The 20,330-nt window shown below is 44.1% G+C and carries 11 protein-coding genes; 4 read left to right on the forward strand and 7 right to left on the reverse strand.

Annotation, left to right across the window (positions count from 1 at the left end):
• Positions 1-4: 4 nt before the first annotated feature.
• Positions 5-3,007 carry a SusC/RagA family TonB-linked outer membrane protein gene (locus NBH07_RS06355; protein WP_008777904.1) on the reverse strand — a complete coding sequence of 1,001 codons (3,003 nt, stop codon included), beginning with the start codon at positions 3,005-3,007 and terminating at the stop codon, positions 5-7.
• A gap of 298 nt (positions 3,008-3,305) precedes the next feature.
• Here NBH07_RS06355 and NBH07_RS06360 point away from each other — a divergent pair, with 298 nt between their 5' ends.
• The 3 genes from NBH07_RS06360 to NBH07_RS06370 all read left to right on the forward strand — a co-directional run bounded on the left by NBH07_RS06360 (position 3,306) and on the right by NBH07_RS06370 (position 8,227).
• Positions 3,306-6,167 (forward strand): SusC/RagA family TonB-linked outer membrane protein, encoded by a 2,862-nt coding sequence (locus tag NBH07_RS06360; RefSeq protein WP_080707547.1) that lies wholly within the window; start codon positions 3,306-3,308, stop codon positions 6,165-6,167.
• An 18-nt stretch (positions 6,168-6,185) separates the two neighbouring features.
• Positions 6,186-7,742 (forward strand): RagB/SusD family nutrient uptake outer membrane protein, encoded by a 1,557-nt coding sequence (locus NBH07_RS06365; protein WP_250833486.1) that lies wholly within the window; start codon positions 6,186-6,188, stop codon positions 7,740-7,742.
• A 74-nt stretch (positions 7,743-7,816) separates the two neighbouring features.
• Positions 7,817-8,227, forward strand: coding sequence for a hypothetical protein (locus NBH07_RS06370; RefSeq protein WP_005867839.1), 411 nt, complete (start codon positions 7,817-7,819; stop codon positions 8,225-8,227).
• Positions 8,228-8,519: 292 nt separating this feature from the next.
• Here NBH07_RS06370 and NBH07_RS06375 read toward each other — a convergent pair whose 3' ends face one another.
• From NBH07_RS06375 to NBH07_RS06395, 5 genes are all read right to left on the reverse strand, one after another.
• The gene (locus tag NBH07_RS06375; RefSeq protein WP_005859099.1) at positions 8,520-10,520 is read right to left on the reverse strand and encodes a fructose-1,6-bisphosphatase; all 2,001 of its coding nucleotides are present in this window, start codon (positions 10,518-10,520) and stop codon (positions 8,520-8,522) included.
• A 38-nt stretch (positions 10,521-10,558) separates the two neighbouring features.
• Positions 10,559-12,067: a TolB family protein gene (locus NBH07_RS06380; protein ID WP_156682703.1), complete on the reverse strand. Its 1,509-nt coding sequence runs from the start codon at positions 12,065-12,067 to the stop codon at positions 10,559-10,561.
• Positions 12,068-12,070: 3 nt separating this feature from the next.
• Complete coding sequence (locus NBH07_RS06385; protein WP_009016965.1) at positions 12,071-13,825, reverse strand: DUF6057 family protein; 1,755 nt, start codon at positions 13,823-13,825, stop codon at positions 12,071-12,073.
• Positions 13,826-13,981: 156 nt separating this feature from the next.
• Positions 13,982-16,456 carry an outer membrane beta-barrel family protein gene (locus tag NBH07_RS06390; protein ID WP_009016964.1) on the reverse strand — a complete coding sequence of 825 codons (2,475 nt, stop codon included), beginning with the start codon at positions 16,454-16,456 and terminating at the stop codon, positions 13,982-13,984.
• A 204-nt stretch (positions 16,457-16,660) separates the two neighbouring features.
• A complete protein-coding gene (locus tag NBH07_RS06395) occupies positions 16,661-19,120 on the reverse strand; it encodes an outer membrane beta-barrel family protein (RefSeq protein WP_039848543.1) in 2,460 nt (819 codons plus the stop codon).
• Between the two features lie 174 nt (positions 19,121-19,294).
• On the opposite strand from NBH07_RS06395, the gene NBH07_RS06400 reads away from it, so the two are divergent.
• A complete protein-coding gene (locus NBH07_RS06400; protein WP_009016962.1) occupies positions 19,295-19,936 on the forward strand; it encodes a SagB/ThcOx family dehydrogenase in 642 nt (213 codons plus the stop codon).
• 205 nt (positions 19,937-20,141) lie between these two features.
• Here NBH07_RS06400 and NBH07_RS06405 read toward each other — a convergent pair whose 3' ends face one another.
• The gene (locus tag NBH07_RS06405; RefSeq protein WP_009016961.1) at positions 20,142-20,330 is read right to left on the reverse strand and encodes a hypothetical protein; all 189 of its coding nucleotides are present in this window, start codon (positions 20,328-20,330) and stop codon (positions 20,142-20,144) included.

A 20,330-nucleotide genomic window follows, 5' to 3' on the forward strand; every position in this document is an offset into this window, starting at 1 on the left:
AAAATTAGAATGATAAGTTAACACCAAATGTAAATGAACGAGCCTTCGGCATATAGTTACGCGGTTCGATACCCGGTGACAGACCGGCATCCGTATCGCTAGCCTCGCCACGGAAGAGCTCCACTTCCGGATCCAAACCGGAATAGCTTGTGATTACGAACAAGTTCTGAGCAGCTACATAAATACGGGCTTTGTCTAGCCAATCAATCTTCTTCGTATTGAATGTATAACCAATAGACATATTATCCAAACGGGCGAAAGAGGCATTCTCCAAATAATATGAGCTTACACGCGAATTCTCTCTCAGTAACATCAAGTCATCACCTTTCATAGCGTTAGCTCCGGCTACATAGGTATTATTACCATAAGCGGCACGCGGGTTGTTCAACAACTTGCCACCGATCTGCCCACGTAAGAAGAAGCTGGCATCCCAATTCTTCCAAGTGAAGGTATTGTTCCATCCAAATGTCAAATCCGGCTGGGAATCACCTACGTATGTACGGTCATCGTCCGAGATTTGTCCATCCTTATTGACATCTTCCATAATAAACTTACCGTTTTCATCAATGCCGTTACATTTCAACATAAAGAACTGACCGACCGGATAGCCTTCCTCTACCACATGAGAAGTCACGCCGGAAGCACCGCGGATCCACGGATCACCTACATAAACACGGCTTGTTGAAAACAGGTCGTTAGACAACTTCGTGATCTCATTCTTATTGTGAGACAAATTAATAGAAGTATTCCAGTTAAAGCTCTTGTTTCGGATCACGTCTAAGTTCAACATGACCTCGATACCCTTATTGCTCATATCACCAACGTTGGCAGCGATCTTTTTATACACATACGTTGGAGTCGGTACAGCATAGTCATAAAGCATATCGGAAGTCTTCTTACTATAATATTCTACCGTACCGCCCAAGCGACCGTTAAATAACTGGAAGTCTACACCGATATTAAACATAGCAGTTGATTCCCACTTCAAATCCGGGTTCGGGTTCTGCGTGATACGGAAAGAGGTAGATGTACCACCACCGTTATAATAAGTACCATACGGCTGATACAACTCCAAGCTCTTATAAGGCTTCAAACCATCTTGATTACCTGTCACACCATAACCAGCACGCAACTTCAAGTCGTTCAACCAACTGATATCCTGCATAAAGGCCTCTTGAGAAATACCCCAAGCAGCAGATACAGACGGGAACCATCCCCATTTATGATTAGCACCGAACTTAGAAGAACCATCACGACGCATCGTAGCGGTGATCATATATCGCTCATCGTAGCTATAGTGCGCACGAGCAAAGAAAGAGATCAATTTATAGTCATTCTTGCTGGAAGTCACATTACCGATCTTCAAATCGTTACCAGCTTGGATAGAGTTGGCACCCATAGATGCTACAGAGAACTGTGTTGCCAAAGATTCTTGCGACTGATAACCGTTGGTTTCCCAAGAATAACCCAGCAAAGCGTTCAGTTTATGTTTTTCCTCCGCACCGAAAGACTTGTTATAGTCGGCCGTCCATTCCATCAACTCACGATCCCATACGAAGTTGCGTCTCTTGGCATAGCCATTCGAGCTATCACCCAAAGAGTTTCCAGCACCACCACCTAACGCATTGTCGGGACTTTCCCATTGGCTATAATCGCTAGTATAACGACTCTTATATAAGTTCGCCTTTACGTTCAGGCCCTCAATTACTTCAAACTGCACATCGCCTTGTCCATAGAAATAATTATTTTTGAATAATTTGTAGTTTTCATCTTGGGCTTTCACCATGTTACCTTGGTTATAAGCGTTGTCGTTACCCGTAAAATAAGAGCCATCCTCATTGTAAATCGGAACGACCGGAACATTATTGTAAGCAGCGATGAAATAGTCGGCAAACGTAGCTTGCATATCTGTCAAGGTAGCAGCTCCCGTCAAACCAATACGCAAACGATCATTGATAGCTCGTTGCTGGAATTGGAAGCGGAAACTGTGACGCTTCATCCAGTTATCGCGAGCGATACCCTTACGGTCTAAGTAAGTATAAGACGCACGATAGTTACTTTTGGAAGAACCTCCAGACAATGACAAGGCATGATTCTGAGAAATACCCGTACGTAATAAAGCACCGAACCAATCAGTATCAGCGTTATATTTGTCATATTGCGAGATGTCACTACCCAATTGTTTGTTCACATCACGCCATTCGGAAGCATTCAGCATATCCGGTTTGTTAGCAACCTTATCCATTGTCACATAACCATCATAATTAATCTGAGTCTTAGCTCCCGAACCTCTCTTGGTCGTAATCAAGATAACACCACCTGCGGCACGAGAACCATAGATAGCGGCGGAGGAGGCATCCTTCAATACGGAAATAGACTCGATATCTGAAGGAGAAACCGTAGACATATCACCACCGGGAACACCATCGATAACGATCATAGGACCTTGATCGTTTTGCAAGGTAGAAGTACCACGCAAACGAATCTGAGAGCTACGAGTCACATCACCAGAGCCAGAAGTAATCTGCAAACCAGCCACTTTACCTTGTAGCAAATCTGAAGCATCACGATTAACACCCTTGTTGAAGTTTTCCTCGGAGACATTGGCTACAGATCCGGTAATCTCCTTACGAGTCTGCGTACCATAACCGATCGCAACAACCTCACCCAAATTTACTACGGATGGAGCTAATTTAACGTCCACTTTGTTACGTCCTTTAACACCTTCTTCCAAAGTGTTATAACCAATAAAAGAAAATTGAAGAACGGCTTTTTTCAAGTCGTTAAGCGTTAGAGTGTAATTACCGTCAATATCGGTAATCGTACCATTGGTAGTACCCTTTTCTACAATGTTCGCACCGATGATGGGCTCACCTTGTTCATCTAGAACTTTTCCTTTAACAGCGCCAGATTGGGCAAAAGCCGCTGTCATGCAAAAAGACATCAACACTGAAAGTATCACTACCTTACAGCGTCTGAAAGAATCAAATGTTTTCTTTCGTTGCATAATTACTTAATTTTTAGGTTAACAATCATTGAATTCACAAACACAATTGAGAATTTTCGAGGCAAATATAATAACTTTTTTAAAATTAAACCATGATAATGTAAAAAAACATTACATAAAACCATCCATACTTTGTTTTGATGATTGATTTATTTCACTCTATTGTGTAATACTCATATGGTACCTGATATACCTAGATGCTACCATGCTTGATTTTTTATTACGGAAAAATATTGAATATGTTTGATATTAACAAAGTATACGTAGCATGATTCTAAACCATGGTACTAGATGAACCATAGTACTAGATGAACTTGGTGAACCCATCATCGGTGCGAACATCGTAGAAAAGGGAACTACCAATGGTACTATCACTGACATGGACGGTAACTACAGCCTTACCGTAAATGATTTAAAAAAGGCTGTTCTTCAAGCATCCTTTATTGGTTATAACACGATCGAAGAGAGTGTTAAAGGACGTAGCACGGTAGAGATTAAGTTATCTCCATCCGTAGTAAACTTAGGAGAGGTCGTGGCGATCGGTTACGGTACGCAGACCCGTAGGGAGATCACAGGATCCGTGGCGAACGTATCCGAAGAAAGTTTTAACAAAGGTATCACACGTGACGCTTCCGACTTGTTGCAAGGCAAGGTAGCTGGTTTGACGATCACTTCCGGCTCCGGTGATGTGACGCGTGGATCTACGATGCGTTTGCGTGGTACATCCACGTTGCAGAACGACCAAGGTCCGTTAATCGTTATCGATGGTATTCCCGGTGGTGATATGTCGACGGTAGCTCCTTCCGATATCGAGTCTATCTCCGTCTTGAAAGATGCCTCCTCCGCCGCTATCTACGGCTCTCGTGCCGCTGGTGGTGTAGTATTGATTACGACCAAGAGAGGTTCTGGCTCCAAGACACAAATCAGCTATGATGGTTATGTTGCCTTTGATCAGATGGCCAATAAGCCCGATTTAATGAATGCGGACGAATGGAGAGGTTACGCAAATAGCAAAGGTCTAGACTATAGCGTATACGACCAATATGGTGCCGACACAGATTGGTTTGATGAACTGACTCGTACCGGAGTTTCTCAGAACCATTCAATCTCTTTGTCTGGTGGTGGTTCTAAGAACAACTATCGTGCGTCCTATACCTATTTGGATCGAAATGGTATCATGCGCGATAACGATATGCAACGCCATAGCTTCCGCTTCCAGTTCCAGCAGCGTGCGATCAATGACCGTTTGCGTATTGGTTTGGCTGGATCTGCTACCTTGACAGACTCACATGTTCCGAATGGTGACAACTTCGTGTTGGCATACAGCATGTTGCCTGTTTACCCAGTTTATAACGCTGATGGTTCTTACTTCACGAAAGTTAATGCGGAGTATGACCAAGGTAATCCTGTTCAAAACCAAAATCTGAACGAGCGAAAAAACAGCAACGTTTATTTTTATGGTGCCGGTGATATCCAATTTGAGATTATCAACGGATTGAACATCAAGGCAAATTTATATAAGAGCCGTTTCTCTAATGAGTATAGCCGCTATGACGACTCTCGTACGACGGTCGGACAGGGTAATAATGGCTTTGCGCAAAAACGTAATCGGGCATGGGATCGTAACTTGATGGAGTGGACTTTGGACTACAATAAGTCTTTTGGTGCGGACGAAAAACATAAATTGAATGCGATTCTCGGTTACTCTTGGGAGGATAACACATATTCTTATTTCTTCGCTCAAAACCGCAACTTTTTGATCAACGATTTGTCATATAACGCTTTGCAATCCGGAGCCGGATTAAAGACAGGCGACGTTGAGTCTGGTAAGAACTACTACAAATTGATCTCTATGTTCGCCCGCGCTCACTATAGCTATGACGAGCGTTATATGATTACGGCTACCGTCCGTCGAGATGGTTCCTCTAAGTTCGGTGCGAATCATAAATGGGGTACGTTCCCCTCTGTTTCCGCAGCTTGGGGTATCTCACAAGAGGCATTCATGCAAGACGTAAACTGGATCAATGACTTGAAGTTACGTGCGGGCTACGGTGTTACCGGTAACCAAGATGGTTTACAGCCGTATAAGAGCATGGAGCTTTATGGCATGTCCGGTATCTATTATGACAATGGTAATTGGGCTACATCTTATAAGATTTCCCAGAATGCCAACCCGGATTTGAAATGGGAGTCTACGGCTATGTTAAACATCGGTTTAGATTTCTCTTTGTTCAATGGCCGTTTAGGTGGTACAATCGAATGGTATGACAAACGTACATCAGACATGCTTTATACTTACAAGGTTCCGACTCCTCCGTATGTTTACGACCGTATGCAAGCCAATGTAGGTGATATGAAAAATACAGGTATCGAGGTTTTGTTAAACTTAGATGTGATCCGTAACAAGACATTCAACTGGAATATGTCATTGAACTTGTCCCACAATAAGAATGAAATCACGAAGTTGTCAAGCGATCTTTATACGACAGACCGTATTTATACAGGCGATCCATGGATCCGTGGTGCTTCCGGCGTAACTTCTCACGTAGTAGAGGAAGGCCGTCCCGTAGGACAATTCTTCATGCTGGAATGTACGGGTATCAAGGACGGAAAATATATCATTACGGATTTGAACGGTGATGGTGAGATCTCGGACGATGACCGCACATACGTAGGAGACGCACAACCAGACTTGACATTTGGATGGCAAAATAATTTCACTTGGAAGAACTGGGATTTCAGCTTCTTCTTCCGTGGAACGATCGGCAACAAGGTATTGAACAACCCGCGTGCGGCTTATGCGAATAATACGTACTTGATCGGTACAAACGCATTAGATGATGAATTGACTTATACGATGAAAGAATCTTCTCGCGTATGTTCTTATTATTTGGAGAATGGTTCGTTCATCCGTTTGGATAACTTGGCCTTAGGTTACACCTTCGATACGAAGAAGATTAATTGGTTGGATAAAGCTCGTCTTTATTTCGCCGCTCAGAACTTATTCGTAATTACTGGATACAAAGGTTTAGACCCAGAGGTTGAATTGTTCCGTGGTGAATCTTCCGATACGGATGCTGGTTTGTCTCCGGGTATTGAGCCTCGTCAATTCTTCCCGAAGGCACGTACCTTCACATTGGGTGTTAATTTAACTTTCTAAATTAAATCGTTATTAATTATGAATAAAAAATCAATTATATCATTATTTACTGGTGCTGCACTAATGTTTTCCATGCCCTCCTGTACGGATTTGGATGAAACGGTGTATGATAAGATTCCAGCAGAAAACTTCGGTAAAACCGATGGTGAAATCAATTCGATCATTGGCCCTGCATACAATACATTTAAAAGATATTTCTCTGACGCATGTATTGCTTTATCGGAATGCTCAGGAGATATGGCGGTCGTACCTACCCGTAAAGGTGGTGACTGGTATGATGGTGGTCAGTATCGTGAGTTACACATGCACGCATGGACTGCGAATACCTCAGCCGTGAAAAACGCATGGTCAAGATCTACGGAAGCGATCTCTGCTTGTAACTTAATTTACGAGACTATTAGTACTTCCGCATTGGAAGAATCCGTAAAAGCTAGAGCGTTAGCGGAAATCCGCGGTGTACGTGCGTTCTGGATTTATTACCTGATGGATAATTGGGGAAATGTTCCATTGAGTATAGATTACAATGACACAGAACTGCCCACTTGCAAAACAAGGAAGGAAGTTTATGATTGGTTGGTTAAAGAGGTAAACGAGATCAAGGACTTGCTTCGTGAAGATGTTTCTGACGCTAGTTATGGAAAATTCACGAAAGGTGCCGCTTATACCTTATTGGCAAAGTTGTACCTAAACGCAGAGGCTTGGGGCGTAGACTCTCCTCGATATAAAGAGGCCGCTGACGCTTGTGATGTCGTGATGGGGCTTCCTTATATATTAGAGGCTAACTGGAAAACAAATTTCCAAGTAAATAACCAACAATCAAGAGAAGCTATCTTGGCTTGCTGCTTTAGTGCGAACGATACGGAATGGCAAAATCAATTACATTACCGTACTTTGCACTATAAAGATAATATACCTCTTGGAGCTACTTTCAGCGCATGGAACGGTATTTGCGCACAGCCGGATTATGTATTGCTATTCGACAAGGAAGATCCTCGCTATGAAGGCTCTTTCTTAGTAGGTCCAAGTATCGACCCTGCTACTGGGAAAGTGTTGATCACGGCACACGACCGTCCTTTGATACACACTCCGGAAGTTACAGTTATCCCCGGAACGGAACGTGATGGTACGATTTGGGGTGACGTGAACCAAGAAGACGGCGCTCGTTGTAACAAATGGACTTTCGATAAGTCCTTAACTAATGCGATGGAGAATGATTTCCATATCTTCCGTCTGGCTGATGTATATTTGATGAAAGCAGAGTGTTTGATACGCACAGGAGGCAACAATGCGGAGGCTACACGTTTGGTCAATGCGGTCCGCAAACGTGCTTACGGTAACTCTAACCACAATTACGCATCCGTAGATCTAGAAAAGATCGCCTTAGAACGTAAGTTCGAGTTGGCATGGGAATGCCACGCACGTCAAGACAATATTCGCTTTGGAACTTTCCAAAACGCTCGTTGGCTGAAATCTGAAACGAAAGGGAAAGACTACATGAATATCTTCCCGATCTCTCAAGACGCATGGCAAACGAACCAGAACTTAAAACAGAACCCGGGTTATCCCGCATTCTAAAATATTCTATGGGCTAGATGAGACTTTTTAGGTTTCGTCTAGCCCTTTTTGTATAATCTTAAAATAATACGAACATGAAGAAGTATTTGATTTTACTTGCGATGTTACTCGTCGCCGTTGCGAACTATGCGGAAAAGCCCGCTAATTATGTGGAAGCCTCCCAAGAAGCGTATAGAGCTTCTGACCCTCTGATGCTAGAAGGATATTTTACAGGTGATACTTTCTCCGGGCAGATTGAGTTGATGACCGCAAACCAGATTCCCGGATACAATACACCCACAAGGCTTACAATTGTCGTAAGTAATCCCGTATTATCTTCCTATAATTGGTCTGTCTCCGGTAATGGTATATCATCTTATATCTCTGATAGCCATTTATGTGAAATATTCTTCAAGACAGGAGGATCACGTGGCTGTACGGTTACTCTATCAGGTCCTCTTGCGTCTACCGGTCAACAGGTGACAAAGGTTTTCGGATTCTATTGATGTTGAAAGTGAAGACATTCTTAGAAAGTAATGCCCCGTCACCAACTTATTCGTAAGTCTGTGACGGGGCGTTGCTTGTTTTGTATCTTCTATTATTCTATTGGATATTTGTCAATACCATAGACCTTTTTTATATGAGGATCAATGTAGTAGATTCTTTGCCTCTTCTTGTCCCCCGATCTTGAATATTGCGCTCTTACCTACTAGGCGTTTGAAAGAATGAACGTGTGCCCAAATGCTTATGGGCATTAGGGGAGCGTTACAGTATGTCCGATACCCTATCTGTCAGGAACTACCGCTCCATCCTCTCCTTCTCCTTTATCAACCCATTCCGATACGCATAAAGCAGTTTCTCCAAGTCCTTGATCTGGCTTTGAAGATCCGCACCCTTATCCGTATCTTTCACCATCTGGCGATGGGAGCTTAATTCTACCACGATCGTGGTGGATTTGATATCCAAGCCTTCCTCGATCGCTTTCGCCCGGGATTCGAAGGGTTCGTGTTGCACAAGCTGGAAACCACGGGAGTGATATACTAATGTATAGCCCGCGATACCGGTTTCCAAATGATACGGACGGGAGAAACCGCCATCGATTACCAACATCTTGCCATTCGCCTTAATGGGATTCTCACCTTGATTGGAACGGACAGGGACATGTCCGTTGATGATATGCCGATGCATACCGGTCACCCCAAACTCATCCAATATCTTATCACAAATTTCCTCTTGCTCTCGTAACGTATAATAAGCGCCTTTTTCCTCCTTATGAGTCTCGGCCTCTTCGATAAAGGCACGCTCGAAAGTAGCCATCTTGCTTTTATCGAATAACGGGGAGTCCTTGCCGCCCCAAAGATACCAGATATAATCATGCGCATATTCCACTTCTTCCTGTTCCCCGGTCTTGAAATAAGCCGTACGGATCAGTTGGTCTACACGGTCCAACAAAGCACGGCCCTTATAATCCTGCCCCAAGATACGTACTGACTTAAATGTACCATCCGGATTCATCGGGATAGAGGCATGAAACAGTAAATTGGAATTACAAACCTGATACATTCCCCCATGCCGGAAGAAACAACGCATATGCTTTTTCATCTTCTCGCTGCTCTCAAAAGAATGCAATATCTTTCGGATCAAATCCTCTTCCTCAATAGAAAGACGATACGGATCTTTCGGGTCTAAAGTAGGCCAGTTAGTATCTTTAAGCGTATAATCCTTTCCATCGATATGAACCACTCCCCGCTTCAGATCGATATGGTGCAACAACATCCGGTCATCCATCTCAAACTCCGGACGACGGCGGATGATCTCACCCTCCAGCTTGAACTGGATGATGGTGATCGCCTTGTGCATCTGGGCGATCAAACGGGTGGTCTTCTCATCCATTGCATTATCGGCGAACTTTGTTTTCGGCATGAATAACGCGCAAGGATCATCCCCATACGCCTCCATCGCGAAAGTGGCCAACGGCAAAAGATTGATACCATATCCATCTTCTAAGGTAGCCATATTACCAAAGCGTAAACACATACGAATCACGTTGGCTATACTTACCAAATTACCGGAAGCGGCTCCCATCCATAAGATATCATGATTACCCCATTGAACATCGAAATTATGGTAATCGCAAAGGATATCCATGATCAGATGAGCGCCCGGACCCCGATCGTAAATATCGCCGATGATATGTAACAGGTCGATTGTCAACCGTTGGATCAAGTTACACATAGCGATAATGAAATCGTCCGCACGTCCCGTGGAGATGATCGTACAAATAATCTGATCCACATAAGCGGATTTATTCGGCTCTACGGAAGACTCGTGCAATAACTCCTGAATAATATAGGAGAACTCCTTGGGTAAAGCCTTACGTACTTTCGAACGGGTGTATTTGGAGGACACGTTCCGGCAAACACGTACCAATTGATTCAAGGTAACTTGATACCAATCTTCCAGATCTTGCTCTTGGCTCTTGATCAGTTCCAGCTTATCCTCCGGATAATAAATCAAGGAACAAAGCTCCTTCTTCTCGGATTCCCGGAGCGTATTACTGAAAATCTCGTTCACCTTGCGCTTTACGGCACCGGAAGCGTTTCGCAGCACATGGCTAAAGGCTTGATCCTCGCCATGTAAATCACTCAAGAAGTGCTCCGTACCCTTCGGTAGGTTCAAGATCGCCTCCAGATTAATGATCTCCGTACTGGCATCCGCGATCGTCGGGAAACTCCGTGCCAACAATTGCAAATACCGTAAATCGTTTTGTACAGATTCGGCTATAATATCTTTTGTCATCTTATCTCTTATTTATACGCGAATATAAATAGATCCGGTCATTTAAACCGAACCTGCTCCGGTTTATTTTTCTCGGCTACTTGCTGGATCTCATAGGGGCTGACCTCTACGGCGCCTTTCGTCAATTCCGGAATATTGTAGGAATACAACTGATAGTCATACTTATCCGGATCTTCTTGAGGCAATAAGAACGGTTTCGAAGGCTTACCGTCTTTCCCTATATAACAAATATAAGGTAAAGTATATAAACCGTTATCCCGGCGGCTACTAAATACGACCCAATCACTATTACTACTCCAAGAATGATAGCTATCCGTATCCGGGCTATTCAACGCAGACATATCCATCGCTGTCCGATTCTCCAAATCCATCATCCGGATCTCCGCATCCGGGTGCCAAATAGGGAACTGCCCATAAGCGGTTTCCGTGTACATCAGGAAACGCCCATCGGGAGAGATACGGGGAAATGTATAGCTCAAGCTATCCGCATGTACCAACGTATCGATCGGGAAGCTGATCTCGCCACGATCCGGATCAAACGCCACACGGCAGAGATTATAACGTACCTTATCATAATTCTCCGGCATCTTCTGGGCCGGGGCCGTACAGAAATAAAGCCATTTACCATCCGGAGAGAACGCGGGGAAAGTCTCGAATGCATCTTTTGTGATCAATGAGGCTTTCGAAAGGATTTCTTTGTTTTTCACGTCATACACCACCACATCGGACTCCAAGTCGAACACTTCCATCTTTTTCTCTTTCACGGAATGGAAAAACTGTTTGATATCATTTACCGATGTGGTGATATAGCGCCCGGAAGGATGCCAGAAAGGATACGTCATATTACTGATCGTCCCATTCGTTTTCGTATTCAATTTACTGATTTTCTTGTCTTGGACAATATAAGTTCCCCCATTCGCCGCACGCATATGGAACATCATCTGCCCCGGATCTCCCATACAGAACGAATGGTAGTTCATACAATTATAGCCAGTCATATCGTTACGGATAATCGGCTGTTCGTCAAACGACTCCAAATTCCGCTGATAAATACCCACAATATGCCATTTCTCGTATCCCGGCTCTATCAAACGGTATACTAAATGAGAGTCGATCGCTTGATCACTGATATAGACAGAGAATGGTGCCCATTTAGTCCACTCATCACCTATCTTCGTGGCGATCGTAACAAAAAAGGCTTTTCCACGGTTCGCACGTGTCAAGCGAATCCAATCCTTCATCTTAAAACGGATCGTATTTGTCCCATGATATTCAAATACTTCCGACTCACTACCTTCTATTTTCGCATAGCATTCATCCGCTGGTACATTGATCCGGAAATTCAACGGAGCTATATTATAAGGTATAGTCGTCCCTTTATAATCCGGAAAAATAGGAGGCGGGGACATACGTTCGTTCGTGACATTCGTAATGCCTTCCGGATGCAAGGACCAAAAGCCTAAATATACGACTATAGTGAGAACTTGTATTATTAGATATCCGATCACAAAATTTCGGACGATCTTTCTTTTCTTTGTATTATCCATGTATTATTGTCGTTTAGGAGTCGGGATAAATTGAGCGTAATAATAATAGGTATCACCAAACTGTTGCTTCAAGGCTGCCGGCGGCATAGAGCGTGCCACTTTCATGAATTGCAGGAAGCGATTCTGCACCTCCTGACTGATCGGGAAGCTCCGGAACGCCTCCGGATCTTTCTGTACGGCCGCGAAGAACAAGCAAATAGCTTCTTGATAAAGCACCGGGAATGCCTCACCCCGTTCTTTCATCAATTCCATATAATGCATAAAAGTCATCAAATCCTTATAAACCAAAAGATATCCCATCCCATATTCGAAAGCCGGACGGTTATCGGCATGATCATCGATCAAAAAAGCCAATGCGTTCGGAAAGATCAAGGTCAGGTCCAAAGGATTATCGGTAATCGGAAGCATCGCCCGTTTTGCCGCTATCCAATCTTCCGACGCACAAGCCACGGAGTCCAATAATGGACGTTGAGCGGTTGCCCAATCCCGGTAATGCGGGTTCGATTCCAGTATCTTGATATATTTCTCCGCCGCACGATATTCGCCGGTTACCAGATAAGTCTCCACCAAACGCTTCATCAAACGAGGTTGCACGCAACGTTGTGAACTTAATACCCCCACAAAGGCGAAACGTTGGGCGGCGTTCACTTGCCCGACTTGCCAAGCGACCTCACTCGCCTCGATCAACCCCATCCGGCTTTTCGGATCGTGCGGAATAAAACCACCCTCACCGATCTGGGGGAAACGCATCAAATCGGAAGTAAAACGTCCGGTTTTCGACAAAGCCAAATTCAGATAAATCAAGGCATCCATATCCCGCACAGAATGCGCACGAGCGTGCGAGACAATCTTCTGCCATTCTCCCAGCCGTGCATAGTAATCATACCGATAGGCCTGCTCCATCGGATCTTTCTTATAGAGAATCCCGGCGACCATCGCTATCAAAAGAAAAACGTAAGAAACGATTCGTTTCCAAGATTCCTTACGGATGAAAACCCGGCTCCTTACATAATAAAGAATGAAAGCGATCAAAGGATACGCAAGCATGATATATCCTAAAGAATTAGGTATCGGATATTCGGGATGGCATAGATGTTTGCTGAAAAAAGCTTCCCGCATCGGAAGAATATAAACCGTACGCATGGCGATCAACGGTAGCAAACCTCCCCAAGCGATAGCGATAATGGCTACTCCAAAACGAGCCTTATCCTCTTTAGCACAACACTCATAAACCGCGATCAATAAGGCCAACAATAAATTAGCGGGTGCCGCAAAAAAATAAGAGCCCCCCAAAAACAAGAAGCCAAAGAGATAACGAAGCCAATCAATCTTGATTGAAGTATACAAATACGCAAGAACCTGCACGAAAGCGAGCATCGTCAACAAGGCGATTGACTCCTGCGGATAGATCCAAATTAAAAAAGAGGGAAGAATAGCCGCCAACATAGAGGCACGAACCCCACAAGCTTTTAAGTAAAGGAAAAAACAGCCGGAGATCAGCCCTAATAATAAAGCGATCACTACCGAAGCTCCATTAGGATGGATAAACGCAAGCGATAAGAACTCAGTCACATATTCATTCAATCCACCCGGTTCGGCCAATCGATCTTGGAAATAACTACCGGCAGTCTGAAACATCATATACTGCTCCAGAAAACGATACCAATACCGAAAATTCAACTCTATGAATAGGAAACTACCTATAATAAAAAGGAATAGTATAATGGTATTATTGTTAACAAATAGTCTATTCTTCATTCTCCAACTGTTTTTCGGATCGTAAAGATAGAAAGTATATAGAAGACGGCAAAAGAAAAGGTTTAATTATTATATTGAACACGGAATACACGAAACACACGGACTGATACTATATACCTCAGTGTATCGCTGTGTGTTCCGTGTTCAATCCTGTACTTACATCTGCTGCTCGCCGCCGCCAGAGCCGCCGCTCTTCACATCATCGTTATTGATACCGCGTTTTACTTTCTTGATAGCATCTTTCAAGGTACCGAAACGATAGGATACGCTAACTTGTAACATGCGCATCGTTCGGTAATTGGTCTCACGGCGGAAGAACGTATCGTCTGAAGAAGTGTTTTCCATCTTCATTCGTTTCCAGAACGGGTTCTGGAAAGACAACTGAACCGAGAGCTTTTTCTTCAAGAAATCCTTATTTACGGAGATTCCCGTAAAATAGAATGGAGAACGTTTACCCTGCAACTGAATCCAAGGAGAGAAATATCCTCCATGCAAGTTCAAGCGAAAATCCATCGGGAAATTAAACTGCGTACCGGCGAATATACGACCGCTGAAACCACTGTTCGCCATATCATTCATATCGCTCTTCAAATCCGTATAATCCACACCTCCATTCATATAAATACGGAACAAAGGAACCGGGTTCCAATTTGCGTATACGAACAAGCCCGTAGATTGTTTCTTTCCTATATTACCATAAGTAGTCTGGAAAATACCCGGGTTCTTCGGATCGATAAAGGTATATTGCTCGATCGAATTATTCACGAACGTATAAGTAGCGCTCGCGTTAATGCTGAATTTCTGGGCGAACATACTATAGTTCAAGTTAATATTATTACTTTTCTCAGAGTCCAGATTTGGGTTACCGAAGGATATATTCTGCGGGTCCGCATTGTTTACATAAGGATTCAAATACCAGATACCCGGACGCTGGATACGCATATTATATCCCAAGCGAAGCTGTTGCGCCATGCTCAGTTGATAAGAGATCGTAGCGTTTGGCACCACGTCGAAATAATGGGTGTCAAAATTCATATCGGGAGCCATCTCGTATTTCACATCCAAAGAAGTTCCTTCCGCACGGACACCCGCTTTCACGCCAAACTTATCAAACTTCATCGAATAGCCCAGATAAGCGGAATAGATATGTTGGGTATGACGGAAATGGCTATCCTTGGAAGTAACATCTTCCCATATATTCAGCGAATCGTTGAAAGCGGTACGATCTGTATTACTCCGGCTCTGGCGGAATATGTATTTCGCGCCAACCTCCAAGGTCTGGTCCTTCCATGTAGGAGTCGTATAATCCACCTGTCCGGTGTGCTCATTCGTAGAAGCCTTATTGATATTATTTTGCGGATAGCCGAGCCAAGGATTGTAATTCACGACATTCTCTAATTCCGTATAATCCTTACTATCATTCGGAGAATGGCTGAAACGGTAAGAGACCGTCAGCAACTCATCTTTCTTATGGGTAGAGTGCTGGTAATCCACGTTCACGTCCGTAGAACCAAATGTCTCTGTCGTTTCCGAGTTACGGTTATAACTGTAGACCGGATTATGATTAATATCCTGCATATTCACGTTATACTCCGAGAAACTTTTCATCTCGCCACGGAATAAGTTCGCGCCAACGGTCAATAGATTCAAAGAGTCGATCTCATAACTTCCCTCCAAATAACCGAATTGGAACGGTCCACGGCTCTTTCTACGTCCATTTTGTGTCAAGAAGTGTTCCCCGTCATTTTGCAAATCTTCCCGTACGGAGTTAGCGTCATTCCATGGGTCCCGCTCCCGATTATAGTTATAGTTGGCGGTAAGTCCTAATTTTCCGGCTTTTAGAGATACATAACCACCACCGCCTACACGCCCCAACGAACTACCGTTCACACGAACCGTACCAGTATATCCTTGTAGAGCATTTTTCGTTGTAATGATATTAATAATACCACCGATACCCTCGGCGTCATACTTAGCGCCCGGGTCTGTGATCACCTCTATGTTTTTCACGGAATTGGCCGGCATACTCTTTAATACCTCAGCAGGATTATTACTCAACAGGTTAGAGGGTTTACCATTCATGTAGATCTTGAAGTTCGTGGAACCTTTCAATTGGATTTGGTCATCTCCATCCACGGTTACCATCGGCACTTTGCGCAACATATCCAACGTATTGTTGGTCTGTGCCTCGGGGTCATCTTCCAAGCTATAGGTAAGTTTATCAATCTCAGCTTTCACCAAAGGTTTCTGCGCCGTAACCGTCACTTCCCCCAGCCGCTGGTTATCCTCCTGCATATATAACTTACCCAAATCCAAGTTCCTCTGTTTATCCGAGATCGTAAATATTTTCTCGGCAGGAGTTTTTCCTATAGATTGCATAGAGATGATATATTTGCCGGCGCTACTCAATGGCGCCTGAAACTTACCATCCACATCACACGCTAAAAGCTTGACCGGTTTCTCGGGGGTCTTCGCAAAAGCAATTCTCAACGTCGCATAGGGTACGGACTCATTGCTTAGCGAGTCCAACACTTGTCCCTTGATAGAATAAGAACCTGTCTTGTCCGCTTGCGCATACAGAGGAAGCGCAAAGAACAGTACCCAAAATAAGGCAAACAATTTTTCTTTCATACGTTCATCATCTATTACATAATACTATACTTATCTCTCAACTTTTTGTACTAAATCACACTGTTTACGATTGATTCGTACAAATAAAGACATTAATATACGTTCGTAAGCATTTTTTCCTCACAAAAAGTCTGAAAAAACTTTATTTTCATACAAAGACGAGCTTTGATACCGATAAGTTGCATATTTCCTCATCTATATCCTTTATGAACCGCTCTCCAAAGCTTTTACATCATCGTTCCTTATACCACGTTTCACCTTCTTGATAGCGTCTTTCAAATTACCGAAACGATAGGAGATGCCGATACCAAATGTACGCATCGGAGAATAGCTGATATCTTGCCTATGGAAAGTATCGTCGTAGATCGTAGCCTCCATTTTCCTGCGTTTCCAAAACATATCGTAAAAATAGAGGGATACGGACAGTTTCTTCTTCAAAAAATCCCTGCTCACATAGACTGTAGCGAAATTCAACGGCGAACGCCTCCCTTGCAGCTGTATCGCCGAAGAGATAAAGCCTCCATTCAGATTCAACCGGATATCGAGTGGTAAGTTAAACTGAGCCCCGGCGAAGACACGCCCGCTAAAGCCACTGTTCGCCATGTCATTCTTTTCGCTCCTCAAATCCGTATAGCTCAAGCTTCCATTCAAGTTAACGCGGAACAGGGGGATCGGATTCCAACTACCGTAAACAAAAAGGCCAGTAGTCTGCCTCTTCCCGATATTCCCGTAAGTAGTCCGGAAAATTCCTGGATCCGCCGGATCGATAAACGTATACCGCTCGATTGAGTTATCTATAAATGTATAAGAGATACTTGTATTGAAACTGAACTTTTGGGCGAATATACTATAATTCAGGTTCACACCGTTACTCTTCTCCGAATCCAAGTTCGGGTTACCATAAGAGATGTTCTGCGGATCCGCATTGCTCACATACGGATTCAGGTACCAGATACCCGGTCGTTGGATACGCATATTATATCCCAGACGAAGCTGCTGGCTCATACTAAGCTGGTACGATACGACAGCGCTTGGCACCACGTCGAAGTAATCGTTCCCGAAATTCATATCCGGTGCCAGCTCATACCTCACTTTCAAGGAAGTCCCTTCTGCCCGCGCACCAGCTTTCACCCCGAATTTTCCAAATTTCATCGTATATCCCAGATAGCCGGAATAGATCTGTTGCGAATGATCGAAATGGCTATCCGCGGGAGTCGCCTCCTCCCACATTTGCGATGTCTGGTTGAAGGCCTTACGATCCGTATTACTCCGGCTCTGACGGTAGATATACTTTATGCCCGCTTCCAAGCTCTGATCTTTCCAAGTAGGTGTAGTATAGTCAAACTGCCCGGTATGCTCGTTCGTCGATGCCTTATTGATATTATTTTGCGGATAGCCCAACCACGGCTCGTAGTTACGAATATCCGTCAACTCCGTATAATCCTCGTTATCGTTCGGGGAACGACTGAAACGGTACGAGAGAGTGAGTAGTTCGTCTTTCTTGCGCGTGGAACGCTGATAATCCACATTCATGTCAGCTGAGCCGGACTTGCGGCTCGATTCCGAATTACGGTTATAACTATAAACGGGGTTCCGGTCGGCATCCAGCATCTTCACCGCATATTCCAAGACGCTCCTCGTGGTTCCGAGGTACAGACCAATCCCTACAGTCAATAAGTTCAACGAATCGATCTCATAACTACCTTCCAGATTCCCGAAATGATAAGGGGCTCTCGATTTACTACGTCCCACCTGATTCAGATAATGTTCTTCCTTATTATTCAGATCCTCACGCATGGAAGAAGCATCGTTCCAAGGCGTATTGTCACGGTCACAGTTGTAATTGGCAGACAATCCGAACTTGCCGGCTTTCAGCGACAGATAGCCGCTCCCGAAGATACGCCCATTGGTGATGGTGTTCAAACTTACCGATCCCGTATAACCCTGCAAGGTGTTTTTCACCATGATGATATTGATAATCCCCCCAATTCCCTCGGCATCATACTTCACACCCGGCTCCGTGATAACCTCGATGTTCTTCACCGAGCTTGCCGGCATGCTTTTCAATACTACCGACGGATTATTGCTTAACAAATTCGATGGCTTACCGTTCATGTAAACCTTAAAATTTGAAGCCCCCTTCAACTCAATCTTATCCTCACCGTCCACGGTAACCATCGGGACCTTACGAAGCATTTCAAGCGTATTATTGGTCTGAGCCTCAGGATCATCCTCCAGACAGTAAATGATCCTGTCGATCTCTGCTTTCACCAAAGGTTTCTGCGCCGTGACCGTAACCTCTTCCAAACGCAGGTTATTATCCTGCATAAACAGCACGCCGAGATCCATGACTTTCCGTTCATCCGAAAGGGTGAATACCTTCTCTGCCGGAGCCTTCCCGATAGATTGCATAACGATAATATACGTTCCGATGTTATTCAGCGGAGTCTGGAACTTCCCATCTATATCACACGCCAACAGCTTGATTGGCTTCTCCGGTGTACTTGCCAAAGCGATTCTCAATGTGGCATACGGTACGGATTCATTTGTCAGTGAATCCAGCACCTGGCCTTTAACCGTAAAAGAAGCGGCTTTATCCATTTGCGCATACAGCGGAAGCGCAAGGAACAGTACCATAAATAAGGTTAACAACTTTTCTCCCATACATGCGTCACTTATTACAAAACACAATATATTCCACTCATAACACTGCGTTTACGATTTATTCGTACAAATAAAAACATTATAAACATTCGTTGGCTATTATTTCTCACAAAAAGTCTAAAAAAAGAAATATATCATTATTTTTGCACATCTAATTTTCTAAATAACAACATTATGAGAACTATTTTTTGTGTATTAGCCACTTTGATGTTAGGCATAGCCGGTATGCAGGCCCAGAGTTTAAAAGCCATTAAGTTGAATGCTCCCGACAAGACCCGAGGCGCTTCGGTGATGAAAGCCTTGGCAGATCGTCATTCCGAGCGTGAGTTCGCCAACAAGAAACTCAGCCAACAAGATCTTTCCGATTTGATATGGGCCGCTATCGGTATCAACCGGGAGGATGGGAAACGTACCGCCGCTTCCGCTTTGAACAAGCAAGACATAGATGTCTATGTACTTATGGAAGAGGGCGCTTATTTGTATGATCCAAAGGCCCACCAACTAAACCCGGTAGTGGAAGGTGACCATCGTCCGTTAATCGGTGGCAAGCAAACCTCCGTGAACTCTGCCCCTGTTTGCCTGTTGATGGTTTCTGATATTTCTAAGTTCGGCAACGTGGGCACACCGCAAATGCGCGAGCGCTTTGGAGCGTTAGACGCAGGATTGGTCTCTCAAAACATCGCCTTGTTCTGTTCCGGATGTGGTTTGGTTACGGTTCCCCGTGGCAGCATGGAGGCGGATGCGTTGAAGAAGGTATTAAAGCTATCCGACTCCCAAATCCCGATGATCAATCATCCGGTAGGTTATGCGAAATAATAGGATTATACTCGTAGGCTCACGAGAATAATCTTGTGGGCTTACGAGGATTCCTCACCGTGTTGCTGGGTGAAAAAGTGAGCATCATTGAATTACTCGAGAGCGAAGGTAATCAACTCACCACCGACGATAAGTTCAACAGGGTAGACATCAAGGCCAGAAACCATATATTTACGTCCTTAAGAATACGGTCTTACAGCACAACTTAGGGGCGTAAATATACAAGCCAAGCGATCAAGGCCAGCAGAACGAATATGATCACCAAGATCGTATTCCCCCACCGGATCAAAAAAGAAGGCATCTCGCCAATCATGTTACGTACCTTCTCGCTACGCAATTCGATACGATCCTTTTCCAAATCCGCTTTTTTCTTCATCTCATTATACGTTGCCAT

This window comes from Parabacteroides sp. B2-S-102, from assembly GCF_023656665.1.
Taxonomy (GTDB): Bacteria; Bacteroidota; Bacteroidia; order Bacteroidales; family Tannerellaceae; genus Parabacteroides; species Parabacteroides distasonis.

Bases quoted from the DNA above. Each gene is read 5' to 3' on its own strand.
- NBH07_RS06355 (WP_008777904.1), bottom strand. From the start codon at position 3,007: ATGCAACGAAAGAAAACATTTGATTCTTTCAGACGCTGTAAGGTAGTG.
- NBH07_RS06365 (WP_250833486.1), top strand. From the start codon at position 6,186: ATGAATAAAAAATCAATTATATCATTATTTACTGGTGCTGCACTAATG.
- NBH07_RS06370 (WP_005867839.1), top strand. From the start codon at position 7,817: ATGAAGAAGTATTTGATTTTACTTGCGATGTTACTCGTCGCCGTTGCG.
- NBH07_RS06375 (WP_005859099.1), bottom strand. From the start codon at position 10,520: ATGACAAAAGATATTATAGCCGAATCTGTACAAAACGATTTACGGTAT.
- NBH07_RS06380 (WP_156682703.1), bottom strand. From the start codon at position 12,067: ATGGATAATACAAAGAAAAGAAAGATCGTCCGAAATTTTGTGATCGGA.
- NBH07_RS06385 (WP_009016965.1), bottom strand. From the start codon at position 13,825: ATGAAGAATAGACTATTTGTTAACAATAATACCATTATACTATTCCTT.
- NBH07_RS06390 (WP_009016964.1), bottom strand. From the start codon at position 16,456: ATGAAAGAAAAATTGTTTGCCTTATTTTGGGTACTGTTCTTTGCGCTT.
- NBH07_RS06395 (WP_039848543.1), bottom strand. From the start codon at position 19,120: ATGGGAGAAAAGTTGTTAACCTTATTTATGGTACTGTTCCTTGCGCTT.
- NBH07_RS06400 (WP_009016962.1), top strand. From the start codon at position 19,295: ATGAGAACTATTTTTTGTGTATTAGCCACTTTGATGTTAGGCATAGCC.
- NBH07_RS06405 (WP_009016961.1), bottom strand. From the start codon at position 20,330: ATGGCAACGTATAATGAGATGAAGAAAAAAGCGGATTTGGAAAAGGAT.